The organism is Gilliamella sp. BG3, from assembly GCF_046635605.1.
GTDB classification, from domain to species: domain Bacteria; phylum Pseudomonadota; class Gammaproteobacteria; order Enterobacterales; family Orbaceae; genus Gilliamella; species Gilliamella bombi.
Map to the genome: position 1 here is coordinate 76,021 of NZ_JBIDFE010000011.1, position 16,599 is coordinate 92,619.

Sequence of the window (16,599 nt, forward strand, 5' to 3'; positions counted from 1 at the left end):
ATGTTTGTTTAAATGTTCGCTTTATTGGTAAACGGCGTTAAATCAGTACATAAAAAGAGGGAAGCATCCCTCTTTTTTTTACGCTCCAGCTCTGTAATTTGGTGGTTCTTTGGTGATAAGTACATCGTGCACATGGCTTTCTTTCATTCCAGCACCAGTAATGCGATAGAATTTAGGTTTAGTTCTTAACTCATCAATTGTTGCGCAACCGGTCAATCCCATACAAGATCTTAATCCCCCCATTTGTTGATGAACTATTTCTTTTAGTAAACCTTTGTAGGCAATACGACCTTCTATACCCTCTGGCACAAGTTTATCAGCAGCATTGTCAGTTTGGAAATAACGGTCAGAAGATCCTTTTGTCATTGCACCAAGCGAACCCATTCCACGATATGATTTATATGCTCTGCCTTGGAATAGTTCAATTTCACCTGGTGCTTCTTCAGTACCTGCAAACATTGAGCCAACCATTACACAAGATGCTCCTGCTGCAATAGCTTTAGCAATATCACCTGAATATCGAATTCCACCATCAGCAATAACAGGAATGTTGTGTTTTTGTGCAATTTCGACAGCATCCATTATGGCGCTAATTTGAGGTACGCCAACACCAGTTACAATGCGTGTTGTACAAATTGAGCCGGGGCCAATTCCTACTTTAACGGCGTTAACACCTGCATCAATTAAGGCTTTAGCTCCTTCTGCTGTGGCGATGTTACCGCCAATAATTTGTAAATCTGGATAGGACTTTCTTGCTTGGCGAATACGCTCAAGTACGCCTTCTGAATGGCCGTGCGATGAATCAATCAATAATACATCTACACCTGCTTCTACTAATGCTGCAATCCGCTCTTCATTACCAGCGGCTGCGCCAACAGCTGCTCCAACACGCAAACGACCTTGTTTGTCTTTACAAGCATTAGGTTTTTGTTCAGCTTTGTTATAATCTTTGACGGTAATCATACCTTTTAGGTGGAATCGACCATCAACAACAAGGACTTTTTCAACCCGGTATTCGTGCATTTTTTGCAGCACGATTTCACGTTGTTCACCTTCATTTACAGTCACTAAGCGTTCTTTCGGTGTCATCACCGCAGTAACAGGTAAAGAAAGATCCGTTGCAAATCGTACATCGCGTGCGGTGATAATGCCAACTAGTTCTTGAGTTTCAGTCACAACTGGAAACCCTGCAAAACCATACTCTTTAGCTAGTTCGATAACTTGCTTTATAGTTGCAGTTGGTAGAACTGATACAGGATCTTGTACTATGCCGCTTTCATGTTTCTTAACACGTTTTACATGATTGGCTTGATTTTCAATTGACATATTTTTATGAATAAACCCAATACCACCTTCTTGAGCAAGTGCAATAGCTAAATCAGATTCAGTTACAGTATCCATTGCGGCAGAAATCATTGGAATATTGAGCTTGATGGTTTGGGTTAATTGAGTACTAATATCAGCAGTGTTAGGTAATACAGTTGAGTGGGCTGGAACTAATAACACGTCGTCAAACGTGAGAGCTTCTTTGACTATACGGGACATGACAATATTCACCATTGAGTTAAATTGTTGATAAAATATTGCCGAGACATTCTACTTACTTTTAACTTAAAAGGCTAGGAAAATTTTATTCTATATTGAAATAAAAAAGTAAATAAAAATACAATAGAATTAAATATAAGTGAAGATATATTGAAAACACCTCACCAATTAAATAAAACTGGTGAGGTAAAAAATCGGCTCTTAATGTTTTATTAAATAAACATATTAATAGCTAAGCATCCTACTAATCCACAAACAGAAATTGTAGTTTCTAATAGTGACCAAGATTTCATGGTTTCAGCAATACTTAAATTGAAATATTCTTTAAATAACCAAAATCCAGGATCATTAACGTGCGAAAATACAACACTTCCAGCTCCTGTTGCAATAACCATCAGTTCAGGACTTACTCCTGTTGAAGCAATAAGAGGGAACACAATGCCTCCTGCTGTCAACGCTGCAACAGTCGCAGAACCAAGTGCTAATCGAAGCAATGCCGCAATTAACCAAGCCATTACGATAGGTGAAATATTCGATGAATGCATCATTTGTTCAATGTAAACTTTTACACCACTATCAACAAGCACTTGTTTAAATGCTCCGCCTCCACCAATAATTAATAACATCATGGCAATAATTTTGATTGAATCAACTAGAGTAGTATTAACTTCAGCCATGGAGCGCCCACGTAAAAGGCCAAATGTAAATACCGCAACTAATACAGAAATCAAAGTTGCAATGACTGGATCACCTAGAAATTCTACATAAGGTAATACTGCATGTCCTTTATCTAAAGTCATATCGCAAACCGCACGAATTGACATTAAAATAACTGGAATTAAAGCGGTAAAAACACTGACTGCAAAGCTTGGCATTTGCTCATCAGTAAATTTTTTAGAATTATATAAGCCTTCTTCAATTGGATGATTAATTACGCGAATAAATGGTAATCTTGCTAATACAGGCCCAGCTAAAATTACCGTTGGGATAGCGATGATAGTACCATAGAGTAAGGTTCGTCCCATATCTGCTTTAAAAATTTCAGCAATAGCTGTAGGACCAGGATGAGGAGGTAAAAAGCCATGGGTCACAGATAAAGCCGCAGCCATAGGAATACCAATATATAGTGGCGATATACGTAACGTGGCAGCAATAGTTAATACTAATGGTAATAACAGGACAAAGCCAACTTCATAGAAAAGTGCAAAACCAACAATAAAACCGGTAAGTGTAACCGCCCATTGGATTTTCTTGTCACCAAATGTTTCAATTAGCGTTGTTGCGATACGTTGAGCTCCACCACAATCGGCCAATAATTTTCCCAACATTGCTCCAAAGCCCATAATTAAGGCTAAACTACCAAGCGTACCTCCGACTCCATTTTTTATGGATTTCACCACATCCATAACTGGCATGCCTTCCATTACACCAACACTTAGCGCAACTAGAATTAGAGCAATAAAACCATTGACTCGAAGTGGTAACATTAAAATAAGTAGCAGTGCTACACCAATAGCAATTATTATTAACGGCATAAATAGGTCCTCTAAAATAAAATATCCCTTGTTATCGGTAACATGCTAAATTATAGAGAAATTTTAAAAAAATACAGGTGGAAATATCTAAAATGAGAATTTGATCACATTTTTAAAATGAATCTGATTTCTGTGCCATTAATATATAATTTATATCCACATTTGGACTTAATTTGAATTGATTTTTAAATAAAAGATATTCCATACCGATAATAGCCTCTACATCTAATTTTGCTTGCTCAACAAACGCCATTAACTCTGATGGGCGAATGAAGCGATTAAAGTCGTGCGTACCTTTGGGCACTAAGTGAGCAATATATTCTGCTCCATAAATCAATAACAATTTTGCTTTATGATTACGGTTAATAGTCGATAAAAATAGTTTACCTCCTGGTTTAAGCAATTTTGCACAGGCTTGTATGACAGAAAAAGGATCAGGTACATGTTCTAATAACTCCATACAAGTAATGACATCATACTTGGCAGGATGTTGTTGTGCATGTTTTTCAACCGTTTGCTTTTGATAATCGATCGTAAGGCCATTTTGTTCGGCATGAATTTTGGCAACGGTAAGCGATTCATCAGCAAGATCAATGGCGGTAACATTTGCCTCTAATTTGGCTAGGCTTTCAGATAATATCCCTCCCCCACAGCCAACATCAAGCACAAGTTTGTTGGTTAGTGATCCACATTTTTGTTTTATATAATCCACACGCAGTGGATTGATAATGTGTAACGGTTTGCATTTACCATTTGGGTTCCACCAATCGGCAGCAAGTCGTGAAAATTTGTCAATTTCATTTTGGTCGATGTTTTGTGACATAGTAGCTCTTTGATATCAGTAAAATCTAAAATTAACTATATGCTATGTTCTTGTGATTATCAATAAATCGGCCTAATTAAACTTGTTTATCAAAAAAATAACATATTAAACACTGCGTTTACTTTATAATTTATCCTACAAAAAGATTATTACGTCAATTAATAAGACAGTGAGAAGGTATCGTTCTTAAATGAATTTATTTAGTTCAAAACATATCATAATTTTTAACAAATATAATTGATTTTGCCTTTAATTGGCGATGTTGTAATTTTTTATTGTAGATTTCTTCTTTTTGAGTGTTTTAAAAATGTTTAATATGACATATTGATTAGTATAATCGTTATTAAAAATAAATATGATACATTCCTATCGATACTCGCTAAAAATTTATACGGATATAACCAATAACTTGCATAATATCTTGTTTATAGAAGTATTTCATGGCATGATTAAAATTTCATTTATAAAATGACACACTTTTTTCACAACGCTAAATTAAACTAATTAAGATTAAAGGAAACAATATTAATGAGTACGGGTACTATGAAAAAAAGTCACTCACAGTGGAGTTCGCGCATGGGATTTATGCTTGCCGCGGCTGGTTCTGCTGTTGGGTTAGGTAATATTTGGAAATTCCCTTATATGGCTGGTGAAATGGGTGGCTCTGCGTTTGTGCTTACCTATTTACTATTTATGTTTGTTATTGGCTTGCCAATTTTAGTTTTAGAATGGTTAATTGGGCGTCGAGGGCAAAAAAATCCAATTCATACTATGGAAGATGTCGCTGTTTCAGAAGGTCGTTCTAAATCATGGCGCTGGGTTGGTATTATTGGTGTAGTAGGTTCTTTTTTAATTCTATCATTTTATAGTGTTATCGGGGGATGGGCGACCGATTACATTGTTTTAGCTGCTCAAGGTTCTTTCGAAGGTGCTAATGGCGAAGCTACTGGTCAACTTTTTACCCATTTCCTTGGTAATGTTAACAGTCTACTAACTTGGCACACCGTATTTATGTTTGCTACAGCATTTATTGTTGCTCTTGGTGTTGGTGCTGGTTTGGAACGCGGTTGCAAATTGATGATGCCTGGGCTAGGTGTATTATTACTTGTTTTAGTTGGTTATGCTGCCTATGTTAGCGGTCCATCTTTTTATGATGCTTTTAAATTCTTGTTCACCCCTAATTGGTCTGCAATTAACGGTACAGCAGTATTGGCAGCATTGGGACATGCATTCTTTAGTCTATCTTTAGGTATGGGTATTATGATGGCATATGGTTCTTATCTGGGTTCAGATGTGAACTTACTATCAACTGCACGTACTGTAGTTATTTTAGATGTAATTGTAGCGATGCTATCTGGTATGGCGATTTTCCCACTGGTATTTGCTAACGGTTTACAACCTGGTGAAGGCCCAGGACTTATTTTTGTCACCTTACCGATTGCTTTTGGTAATATGGCTGGCGGCACTGTTTTAGGTGTTTTATTCTTTATTTTCCTTACTTTTGCTGCATTAACTTCTTCTATTTCATTACTTGAACCAACAGTTGAATTGTTAGAAGAAAAAACACCATTGGGTAGAAAATCAGCAACAATTTTAAGTAGTTTAATTATTTGGGCATTAGGTATCGCATGTATTTTATCATTTAATGAATGGGCAGAAGTGAAACTATTTGGTAAAAATATATTTGATTTGCTTGATTACTTAACTAGTAAAATAATGTTACCTGTTACGGGTTTAGGCACAGTGATATTTGGTGCTTGGATGATGAACCAAAAACACATCCGAGAAGAATTAAATTTAAATAATTTCTGGTTTAGCATTTGGACTGTTTTATCACGATTCGTTATTCCAGCTGCTGTTATTTTAATTCTTGTTTATGGATTTATGTAATTTTTATTAATTTAAAATAACCTTTAATTAAAAAGCCTTAATCCCTTCAAGGCTTTTTTTTTGCTCTCTTTTTGCATTTTTAACAAAAAATAACCAAACAATGAATAAATGTCTTAACCTCTATTGAAATCTGCTTTTTTACTCCCATATAGCAATACATCAATAAATCAAACCATTATGTTAATTTTATTCGGTTAATCTAACTGGCAATGCACTATTAAATGAGCAAAATGATAAAAGTTAGTTAATAACAAATCATTTTCGTCATTAGAATTAATTGAAATGACTAAATATAATAGAGGAACTAGTCAATGAGTAAGCAAGGCACTGAAACTCGTGGATTTCAATCCGAAGTTAAACAAATTCTACATTTAATGATTCACTCTTTATACTCAAATAAAGAGATTTTTTTAAGGGAACTTATTTCAAACGCATCCGACGCAGCCGACAAACTTCGATTTAAAGCGTTAGAAAATCCAGATCTATATGCTGGCGATGGTGAACTTGGTGTGCGCATTTCAACTAATAAAGAAACAGGCACTTTGACTATTACCGATAATGGTATTGGTATGACTCGTGATGAAGTGATTGAAAACTTAGGTACCATTGCTAAATCAGGTACCAAAGCATTTTTAGAGTCCATTGGTAGCGATCAAGCCAAAGATAGCCAATTAATTGGTCAGTTTGGTGTAGGTTTTTATTCTGCTTTTATCGTTGCCGATAAAGTCACTGTTAGAACGCGCGCAGCCACCGCAAAAGCTGACGAAGCAGTTATGTGGGAGTCAACAGGGGAAGGTGAATATACTATATCTGATGATAATAAAGAAACCCGTGGTACAGAAATTACTTTACACTTAAAAGAAGATGAAAAAGAGTTTTTAGACGATTGGCGTTTACGCTCTATTATCAGCAAATATTCTGATCACATTTCACTTCCTGTTGAAGTACAAACTACTGATGAAGAAAGCAAAGAAGTCAAATGGGAAAAAGTTAACAAAGCACAAGCTCTTTGGACTCGTAGTAAATCAGAAGTGACTGACGAGGAATATAAAGAGTTTTATAAACATCTGTCACACGACTTTGCCGATCCATTAAGCTGGAGTCATAACCGTGTTGAAGGTAAACAAGAATATACTAGCTTACTTTATATTCCAGCAAAAGCGCCTTGGGATATGTGGAATCGTGATAATAAACACGGCTTAAAACTGTATGTACAACGTGTATTTATTATGGATGATGCTGAACAATTTATGCCTAACTATTTACGTTTTGTAAAAGGCTTAATTGATTCAAATGATTTGCCATTAAATGTATCGCGCGAAATTTTGCAAGATAACAAAATCACCCAAAACTTACGTAATGCATGTACTAAGCGTGTGTTACAAATGCTTGAAAAACTTGCTAAAGACGATAAAGAACAGTATCAACAGTTCTGGAGTGAGTTTGGTTTAGTATTAAAAGAAGGTACTGGTGAAGACTTTACAAACCGTGAAGCAATTGCAAAATTACTTCGTTTTGCGTCAACTCACACTGATAGCGATGCGCAAACTGTTTCGTTAGATGATTACATTAGCCGTATGCAAGAAGGTCAAGAAAAGATCTACTATATTACCGCTGATAGCTATGGTGCGGCAAAAAATAGTCCTCATCTTGAGCTATTCCGTAAAAAAGGTATTGAAGTATTATTATTGTCCGATCGTATTGATGAATGGATGATGAGTAACTTAACTGAATTTGATGGCAAACAGTTCCAGTCTATCAGTAAATCAGACGAATCAATCGAAAAATTAGCCGATCAAGATATTGAACAACAAAAGCAAGTTGAAAAAGAACTTGAACCATTTATTGAACGTGTTAAAACCGCATTAGGCGATAAAGTGAAAGAAGTAAAATTAACGCATCGCTTAACTGATACACCTGCGATTGTTACCACTGCTGCCGACGAAATGAGCACACAAATGGCTAAATTGTTTGCAGCAGCAGGTCAAAAAGCACCAGAAATCAAATACACGTTTGAAATCAATCCAGATCATAAGCTGGTTAAACGTATTGCCGATACACAAGATGAAAGCATATTTAACGATTGGGTAGAACTACTACTAGATCAGGCTTTACTTGCTGAAAAAGGTTCACTTAGCGATCCAAGTAAATTTATTCAAACCATGAATAAATTATTAACACAATAATAAAATAATAGACTAAGCGGCCTCGATACATTAACCCTATCGGGGCTTTTTTATAGTAAAAGAAAAGCAATATTTTTTTAAAATATGATATTTATCACATTTCTTTATATTTTTGCTTCCGATTTTTTTATGTCTATTCATAATAAATAGACATATATAATTAATCACACCCAATGAAAGTTTATAAAATATTAAACAACAATGTTATTGTTACACTTGATGCTAAAGGTAATGAATTAATTGTTACTGGTCGTGGAATTGGATTTAAAAAACGTGAAGGTGACTTAATTAATACAAATCTTATTGAAAAGCAGTTTTCACTCGATAATAAAGAAACATACCCTAAATTTGAAGAATTGCTTTCAAAGATTCCTTTTGAAGTGTTAGCCACATCTGAAATTATTATTAATCATGCAAAACAATGCATAGATGGCATATTACAAGACAGCATTTATATTTCGCTGACCGACCATATCCATTTTGCTATTGAGCGCCACCAGCAAGGATTTGATATTCCTAATGGATTTCTATGGGAAATCAAAAAGTTTTACCCTAAAGAGTTTCAAATCGGTTTGTATGCCTTATCAATAATAAAAGAACGATTATCTGTTGAATTACCTGAAGACGAAGCTGGTTTTATTACTTTTCATATTATCAATGCGCAATTAAATGACACAATGCCCAATATTGTTAATATGACTAAAATCATGCGCGAAATTCTTAATATTGTGAAATACCACTTTAACTTTGAATATGACGAAAATTGCCTATCTTATCAACGTTTTGTTACTCATTTAAAATTTTTTGCTCACCGTATTTTAAGCCACAGAAAGCAAACACAACAAGATAACTCTTTGTATGAATTAGTACGACAAAAATACGAACTAGCCTATATTTGTACTAAACAGATAGATTTACATTTAATACAACAATATCAACATCCACTTTCTGATGACGAAAGTCTCTATTTAACTATTCATATTGAACGATTACGAACTGAATTGAAAAATCAATAATGTGATATAACTCACATTTTAATCATTATATTTAAACAAATTATATCTATTATTCTTAAATCATGCTAATTTTATTAAATCATTTTTGGATTGTTATTGCATAGAAAAGCAGTTAGCTATGCGAGCAAAACCTAAATTCCTTAAATTAAAGGGATTTAGGTTTTTTTTTGCATTGAAAAGGATAAGGTATGAAAAATAAACAGTTTGCCGAATCAATTATTCAACATGTTGGAGGTAAGGACAATGTTATCAGCTTAGTGCATTGTGCTACTCGTTTAAGATTTGTATTAAAGGATGATAACAAAGCCGATGCAGAAACATTAAAAAAGTTAGCTGGTGTGATTACAGTTGTACAAAGTGGAGGACAATTTCAGGTTGTTATCGGTAATAATGTTGCTGATGTATATAGTGACATTATGCAACTGACAAATCTTAATGAAAATAATCAACCAACCTTGCAATCAGGCAAAAAATCGGGGATTTTCTCTAAATTGATTGATCTGGTTTCGGGCATTTTTATTCCAGCTCTTGCTGTACTTGTTGCAGGCGGGATTTTAAAAGGTCTAATCTCGTTGTTACAAGTAATCAATGTCATTATCCCTGAAACACCTACTTATAATTTCCTATTTGCCATTGCTGATGCACCTTTTTATTACCTACCTATTATTTTAGGATTTTCTGCTGTTAAAAAATTTGGCGGTAACCCCTATGTAGGCATGGCAATTGGCGGTGCATTAGTTCACCCTAATATTGTCGGTATGATGGGAGGCGCATTAGAATTACAAACCGAATTCTTTTCAATCCCAATTAGTCTAATCCCTTATGCATCATCGGTATTTCCAATTATTTTAGCAAGTTGGGTATATTCTATATTGGAACGAGCTTTTAATAAAATATTGCATGATTCGTTTAAAAAATTTATCTCGCCATTACTCAGCATATTAATTACCGTACCGTTAACTTTTGCGGTTATTGGCCCTGTTGTGTCAATGTTAAGTGACCTTATTGCCTCTGGAATTATCTTCATCTATCAATTAAATCCTGTAATTGCTTCAATGATTTTAGCAGCTGGCTGGCAAATCATGGTGATATTTGGGGTTCATTGGGGATTAGTACCATTTTCGATGAATAACTTGGCTCTTTATCATGAAGACTTTATGTTACCTATTTTATTACCGGCTGTTTTTGCACAAACAGGGGCAGCATTAGCGGTAATGTTACGTTCTAAAGATAAGCAATTTAAAGCATTAGCAAGCTCATCTGTATTATCAGGGATTTTTGGTGTGACAGAACCAGCAATCTATGGCGTGAATTTACCATTAAAAAAACCATTTGTTATTGGTTGCTTGTCTGCCGCAATTGGTGGGGCTATTGTTGGTTATCATCACACTGTCACTTATTCGTTTGGTATGGTTAGTATATTTTCATTTTTACAATTAATTCCAATTGAAGGGGTCGATGCAAGATTTTATGCGGTTGTTATTGCTACAATTATTTCCTTTGCAATTGCAACAATCGTTACTTACTTCTTTGGTATACCTAAAGATAAATCTCAAACGGATGAAATTGATAATTCATATTCTAACAATATGGAAACTGAAAATAAAACCACGATCTACAGTCCAATGTCAGGCAAGGTCAATTTATTAAGTGAGGTAAAAGATCCTACATTTGCCAGTGAATTAATGGGTAAAGGTATTGCAATCATTCCAACTGTTGGTCAAGCTGTCGCCCCTGATGATGGTGAAGTTGTGTCATTATTTCGAACTAAACACGCAATTGGCTTTCAAACAGAATCTGGAGCTGAAATATTAATTCATATCGGTATTGATACCGTTAAATTGGATGGTCAACATTTTGAAGCTCATGTAGAAACTGGTAGCAAAGTAAAAAAAGGTGATTTGTTAGTCAGTTTTGATATAGAGGCAATTAAACAAGCTGGTTTTGAAGTTACCACACCAATTATCATTACTAATAGTGATAGTTATCAAGATATACAACGTATCTTTGAACAAGATAATATTCAAAGCGGAGAGGCTTTATTAGCGTTATCCCAAAATAAGGAGTAAAACATGTCAACAAAATTTCCTAATGATTTTCTTTGGGGCGGTGCCATTGCCGCTAACCAAGTTGAAGGGGCTTACCGTGAAGGAGGCAAAGGTTTATCTACATCAGATTGTACGCCAAATGGTTTATTTGGTGACATCATCAATCGCAATGAAACTGATATTGCTAGTATAAAAGACAAAGCTATCGATTTTTATCATCGCTATCCTGAAGATATTGCTCTATTTGCTGAAATGGGTTTCACTTGTTTACGCACATCAATTGCTTGGACACGCATATTTCCTAATGGCGATGAAGAACAACCAAATGAGGCTGGTTTAGCCTTTTATGACAAATTATTTGATGAAATGGCAAAACACAACATAAAACCACTAGTCACTTTATCACATTATGAAATGCCCTATTATCTTGTTACCCAATATGGTGGATGGGAAAATCGTAAAGTCATTGAATTTTTCACTCGTTACGCTAAAACTGTTTTTGAACGCTATAAAAATAAGGTTAAATATTGGCTTACCTTCAATGAAATCAACATGTCATTACATGAACCTTTCACTGGTGTTGGTTTGGACAGAAACAGCACCAAACAGCAAATCTACCAAGCAATTCATCATCAATTAGTTGCCAGTGGTCGAGCGGTTAAACTCTGTCATCAAATCATTCCAGATGCAAAAATTGGTAACATGTTATTAGGTGCTGTGGCTTACCCTCTTACGCCAAAACCTGAAGATGTTTGGGAAACTCATCAAGAAAATCATGGTTGGTTATTTTTTGGGGATGTTCAGGTGCGTGGTTATTATCCAACCTATATGGATCGCTTCTTTAAAGAAAATCATATTAAGCTTGATATTACTGAACAAGATAAACAAGATCTTAAAGAAACAGTCGATTTTATTTCATTTAGTTATTACATGAGTTGCTGTGCAACAGATGATGAGTCACAAAAAACCAAAGGTAATATTTTAGATATGGTACCTAACCCTTATCTTAAAGCATCCGAATGGGGATGGCAGATCGATCCAATTGGGATTCGTTATCTTCTTAATTTACTTTATGAGCGTTATCAAAAACCGTTATTTATTGTCGAAAATGGCTTAGGTGCTAAAGATAAATTAGAAGCAGACAATACAATTAATGATGATTATCGGATTAATTATATGAATGATCATTTAGTACAAATCCGAGAAGCCATTAATGATGGTGTTGAAGTCATGGGATACACCAGTTGGGGACCAATAGATCTTATCAGTGCATCCAAAGCCGAAGTCACTAAACGCTATGGATTTATTTATGTAGATCTAAATCAAGATGGCACTGGCACACTAAATCGTTATAAAAAGAAAAGCTTCTACTGGTATCAATCTGTGATTTCCTCAAAAGGTGAAAATTTGAAAGCATAAGATAATCTGGGGGGATTGACGCTACTCATCCCCCCCTATTATTTTTTTATAAACATGTGACAAGGTAAATAGCTAATCGAATGGAGATATAAATTATTTAAATTAATCATATTACTATAAAAAAATATATACATAAAAATAAAACAAAACTTTAAATTATTGGATTGTAACTGCTTTTTGGCAGGCAAAACCTAAATATTAATTAGAGAATTATTCTCTGATTTGGTATTTAGGTTTTTTTAATATAAAAACGATTAGGAAAAAGAACAATGAAAATAAAATATCTCACAATAATGCTATTAGGGATATCAAGTTATTCTATGCTAGCAAATGCAACAGCCCACAACAACTCAATTCTCGATGATACATTTTTTAAAGACACCAAATTTGTATTTTCTACCCGAAACCATTGGAAATATTTAAAAGAAAATGCATCCCAACCTAAAGAGGTACACAGCGCTTGGGGGCAAGCATTTAGTTTTGATTATAAATCAGGTTATTTATTTGACATGATTGGTTTTGATGCCACCTATGATAACATAATAAGATTAGGCGCCAGTGATTACTTTGCGACCCGTAACCTACTTTATAACGATGGTAAAGGCTATAACAAACATAACGCTCACGGATTTAATAAATTTACCCAACGTTATGCCAAAATAAAATTAGGTAATGATGCTATTAACTTTAATGGGAAAGCTGGTTGGCATAGCTTGAAAGATTTAGGCGTCATAAGTTCAACCAAACATCTTACTCGCAATAGTTATCTTGGTTATAGCGGAATTCTAAAATATGATAACGTTTATTTTTCATTGGCTTATATTGATAGCACCCTACCCCGCGAATCCGCTAAAAAATTACGTTTTTTAACGGCCGATCGTAAAAAAATTATTAATAATATTTCAACAGCTGAAATCGCTTATAAAGATAAAGATCTTACTTTAGATTATTCTTATGGTGTTGCTAAAGATTATTTAAGACGCCATGTCATTGAATTATCGTATAAACCAATACAAAAATTAATCTTAGGCGGACAATTCTACGGAAGCTATTCTCTTGACAATTATGATGCCATGAAACAAAACAAAAAAGAGTTTGAAGATCACGCATGGCACTATGCAACCGATGTCGAATGGAAAGAAGAAGACTGGAGTATTAAAGTCGGTTTAGCCTATACAGACGCTAACAAACATAACGCTATCGGATATTATAATCGACATTTAGGTAAAAATACTCGTGCTCGCTTTAACGGTCTTGCCGCTGCTGGCTCAGATTATTTACGTGATGGTGAACTGGTACTAACAACAGTAATGAGTTATGATTTTGTTAAAGATAATAGCACTGGTCTATATATGAATTATGGACAATTTAACTACAAACATAATACATTAAAAAATGGCGAAATTAACGTTTTTGATATATGGAAACCAACTAGTGGTGCTTTTAAAAATTTTTCTATTCTATCGAAGGTTGGATATGGTTGGTCTTATAAAACTGTCAGTGCTTCAGACCTTACACCTAAACTTAGACATGGAAAATACCAACGTTCACCTTCACTTTCGGCGGAAACAGTAATTGATTACCGATTTAATTTATTATAAAGAGGACAAAACAATGAAAAAATTTATTATATTAATTAGTACATTAATTATTTCAATAACAACCTTATCACAAGCTTTTGCTGATGATGTTTATCTCTATGTCACTCGCCATGGTAAAACTATGTTTAATAACGTACACCGTGCACAAGGATGGTCTGATACACCGCTAACAAAACCAGGTGTCGAGGTGGCTGAACAACTAGGACGAGGGTTGAAAGATGTCAAATTTATTTCAGTCTATTCAAGTGATTTAGGTAGAGCACGACAAACTGCTCGCATTGTTTTAGAAGCTAAAGGCGATAAAATTCAAATTAATGAAATGGAAGGCTTACGTGAACAGTGTTTTGGCGATTATGAAGGAGATTTTGATCCGAACATGTGGACACCAGCTGCACAGCATTTAGGTTATGCATCAGATAAAGAGCTAATGGCGGATATGGCTCAAGGCAAGGTTACCCTAAAAACAATGATGGATGCAATCGCCGCAGTTGAGAAATCAGGCGAAGCCGAAGACTACAATAAAGTAAAAAATCGTATGCAAGCATCATTAAAAGCCATAGCTGAATCAGCCAAATCACAAGGTGGTGGCAACGTACTTGTAGTATCTCACGGTTTAGCAATTATGGCTATGGTTCAAGAGTGGCAAGATAAACCAATAACAGCTGGGTTAGGTAACGCAAGTGTTACTAAAATTCGTTACACCGACGATGGTAAATTTATTGTTGAAAGCCTTGGAGATATGAGCTACGTCGAAAAAGGCAAAAATCAAGCAAAATAACTTCAAAATATATGGCTCACCAATGAGCCATATTCCACATTTACTATTAGCTCATAATATTAATCGATAAATTTGTAGTATTTATCGCCATAAACAAGCATAATTTAATAGTGTATTTATTAAATGTTACTAAAAGGCCAATATGTTTTATTTATGCAATTATTCATCTCCAGTGGGACTAATAACCCTAGCCAGTCAACAAAATAAGCTCGTTGGGGCTTGGATTGAAGGTGAAAAATATTTTGGTCACACACTCAATACACGAACAGAAGAAAAATCTAATTTACCTATTTTTAACTCAACAAAAAAATGGCTTGACGATTATTTTTCAGGAAAAAGACCGAATCCATACCAATTAGAACTTGCGCCAAATGGCACGCCTTTTCGAATCTTAGTATGGGAAATTTTATGCAAAATTCCATATGGTCAGGTCATTACTTACGGCGATATCGCAAAACAGATCGCCATTAAAACAAACAAAGCAAACATGTCTAGCCAAGCCGTAGGCGGGGCTGTTGGTCATAATCCCATATCAATCATTATTCCTTGCCACCGAGTTATCGGCGCAAACGGTAATTTAACAGGTTATGCTGGTGGAATAGATAAAAAAATAAAGTTATTAGAAATAGAAGATGTTTATATCAAAGATTTTTTCATTCCAACTAAAGGAACTGCACTTTAAATTGTAGTTACATTGTTTTTAATTCTAAATTTTTAACTGATGGAATAACGATAAAGCACTACTACACCAGTTAAAAATTGAGTTAATGAATAATATATTCCATCAACTAAAAAATGTTTTAATTTTAGTATTATAAATACGGTTTTATTACACAAATAAAGCAATACACTCAACTTTATAAAGAAAAAAGTTACACAATAAAATTACCCCTTACATGCAACATAGTTATTCCAAGAGTCATTTCCCGTGCCTATATGCCCAGAATCAGAATATACATGATATTGTTTAGAAGAAGATTCTCGATCTCGTGTCCAATAAACACCGCCACGCCACTGAGAATCAGGATAAGATCTTTGATTGATAAATCCCCACTCACTAAATAATGAACCATCAATTGCTCGTGTAAAAATCCCTCCCCAGAAAATAGCAGGATCGATCTCTATAGTAGTAGTGGGAGCATTTGTTAACTCATTAACGCTTAGAAGCTTATTAATACCACCACATCGTTGCCATCCACTTGCTCTATCTCCTTTAAAATCGCCTTGAGGTTTTGCCCAAACTGAAATTGGTGTAAAACTATACTCATGCATAACAGATGCATCTCTTTTTAACACAGCCCTTATAGTGACAGTTCCTGATGGTTTACTTATTAATTTAACCATACCATTCTTATCAACAACAACCCCATCACCAGGGTTGTTAATTAATTGATAATCGTAATCCGTTTGTGCACCAGTCATCACTAACTGAAATTTAGCCCCAGGAAAGCCTGTTGTAGGAAATGTTTTTGAAGATACGACTGGTTTAATCCTAAAACCATAATTTGGTACATAATCTTGAGTATAACCTCCACCACCTTTTGATCGTGTTCGCCCATCTGGCGAATTCCAATACATTCGATAATTCAAATCTGGATTATCACCAGGCTTACCCCATTGATATTCAGGATAAATAATTATGCTATTTGGTTTGACATAACATAACTCTGATTTTGGTGCTATTTGGTAGGTCTTAGCTAGGGTAATTTGCTTACCTACATCAGGTATTCCGTATGCTGAATGGGCACTAACATTGGT

The 16,599-nt window shown here is 34.8% G+C and carries 11 protein-coding genes and 1 pseudogene; 8 read left to right on the forward strand and 4 right to left on the reverse strand.

What is annotated here, in order from left to right; translation table 11 throughout:
• Positions 1 to 78: 78 nt before the first annotated feature.
• From guaB to ubiG, 3 genes are all read right to left on the reverse strand, one after another.
• Entirely contained in the window at positions 79 to 1,545 is a 1,467-nt protein-coding gene (guaB, locus tag ACGH6S_RS06720; protein WP_065609461.1) for an IMP dehydrogenase, read from the reverse strand.
• A 212-nt stretch (positions 1,546 to 1,757) separates the two neighbouring features.
• Positions 1,758 to 3,098, reverse strand: a complete 1,341-nt coding sequence (gene gntT / locus ACGH6S_RS06725; protein WP_335339985.1) for a gluconate transporter — start codon at positions 3,096 to 3,098, stop codon at positions 1,758 to 1,760.
• A 94-nt stretch (positions 3,099 to 3,192) separates the two neighbouring features.
• On the reverse strand, positions 3,193 to 3,903 hold the full coding sequence (ubiG, locus tag ACGH6S_RS06730) for a bifunctional 2-polyprenyl-6-hydroxyphenol methylase/3-demethylubiquinol 3-O-methyltransferase UbiG (RefSeq protein ID WP_411578507.1): 711 nt from the start codon (positions 3,901 to 3,903) through the stop codon (positions 3,193 to 3,195).
• 528 nt (positions 3,904 to 4,431) lie between these two features.
• Between ubiG and ACGH6S_RS06735 the strand changes: the two genes are divergently transcribed.
• The 8 genes from ACGH6S_RS06735 (at position 4,432) to ACGH6S_RS06770 (ending at position 15,523) form a co-directional block, all read left to right on the forward strand.
• Positions 4,432 to 5,793 carry a sodium-dependent transporter gene (locus tag ACGH6S_RS06735; protein WP_202983886.1) on the forward strand — a complete coding sequence of 454 codons (1,362 nt, stop codon included), beginning with the start codon at positions 4,432 to 4,434 and terminating at the stop codon, positions 5,791 to 5,793.
• A 311-nt stretch (positions 5,794 to 6,104) separates the two neighbouring features.
• A complete protein-coding gene (gene htpG / locus ACGH6S_RS06740; protein WP_065590702.1) occupies positions 6,105 to 7,979 on the forward strand; it encodes a molecular chaperone HtpG in 1,875 nt (624 codons plus the stop codon).
• 173 nt (positions 7,980 to 8,152) lie between these two features.
• Complete coding sequence (licT, locus tag ACGH6S_RS06745) at positions 8,153 to 8,995, forward strand: BglG family transcription antiterminator LicT (RefSeq protein WP_174798054.1); 843 nt, start codon at positions 8,153 to 8,155, stop codon at positions 8,993 to 8,995.
• A gap of 188 nt (positions 8,996 to 9,183) precedes the next feature.
• The gene (locus ACGH6S_RS06750; RefSeq protein WP_411578506.1) at positions 9,184 to 11,064 is read left to right on the forward strand and encodes a beta-glucoside-specific PTS transporter subunit IIABC; all 1,881 of its coding nucleotides are present in this window, start codon (positions 9,184 to 9,186) and stop codon (positions 11,062 to 11,064) included.
• A gap of 3 nt (positions 11,065 to 11,067) precedes the next feature.
• Entirely contained in the window at positions 11,068 to 12,462 is a 1,395-nt protein-coding gene (locus ACGH6S_RS06755; RefSeq protein ID WP_085165919.1) for a glycoside hydrolase family 1 protein, read from the forward strand.
• A gap of 269 nt (positions 12,463 to 12,731) precedes the next feature.
• Positions 12,732 to 14,063: a hypothetical protein gene (locus tag ACGH6S_RS06760; RefSeq protein ID WP_411578505.1), complete on the forward strand. Its 1,332-nt coding sequence runs from the start codon at positions 12,732 to 12,734 to the stop codon at positions 14,061 to 14,063.
• 13 nt (positions 14,064 to 14,076) lie between these two features.
• On the forward strand, positions 14,077 to 14,841 hold the full coding sequence (locus ACGH6S_RS06765) for a histidine phosphatase family protein (protein ID WP_296302980.1): 765 nt from the start codon (positions 14,077 to 14,079) through the stop codon (positions 14,839 to 14,841).
• Between the two features lie 142 nt (positions 14,842 to 14,983).
• Positions 14,984 to 15,523, forward strand: a complete 540-nt coding sequence (locus ACGH6S_RS06770; protein ID WP_174798050.1) for a methylated-DNA--[protein]-cysteine S-methyltransferase — start codon at positions 14,984 to 14,986, stop codon at positions 15,521 to 15,523.
• 203 nt (positions 15,524 to 15,726) lie between these two features.
• Here the strand turns inward: ACGH6S_RS06770 and ACGH6S_RS06775 are convergent.
• A pseudogene (locus ACGH6S_RS06775) lies at positions 15,727 to 16,599 on the reverse strand (hypothetical protein); the annotation flags it as partial.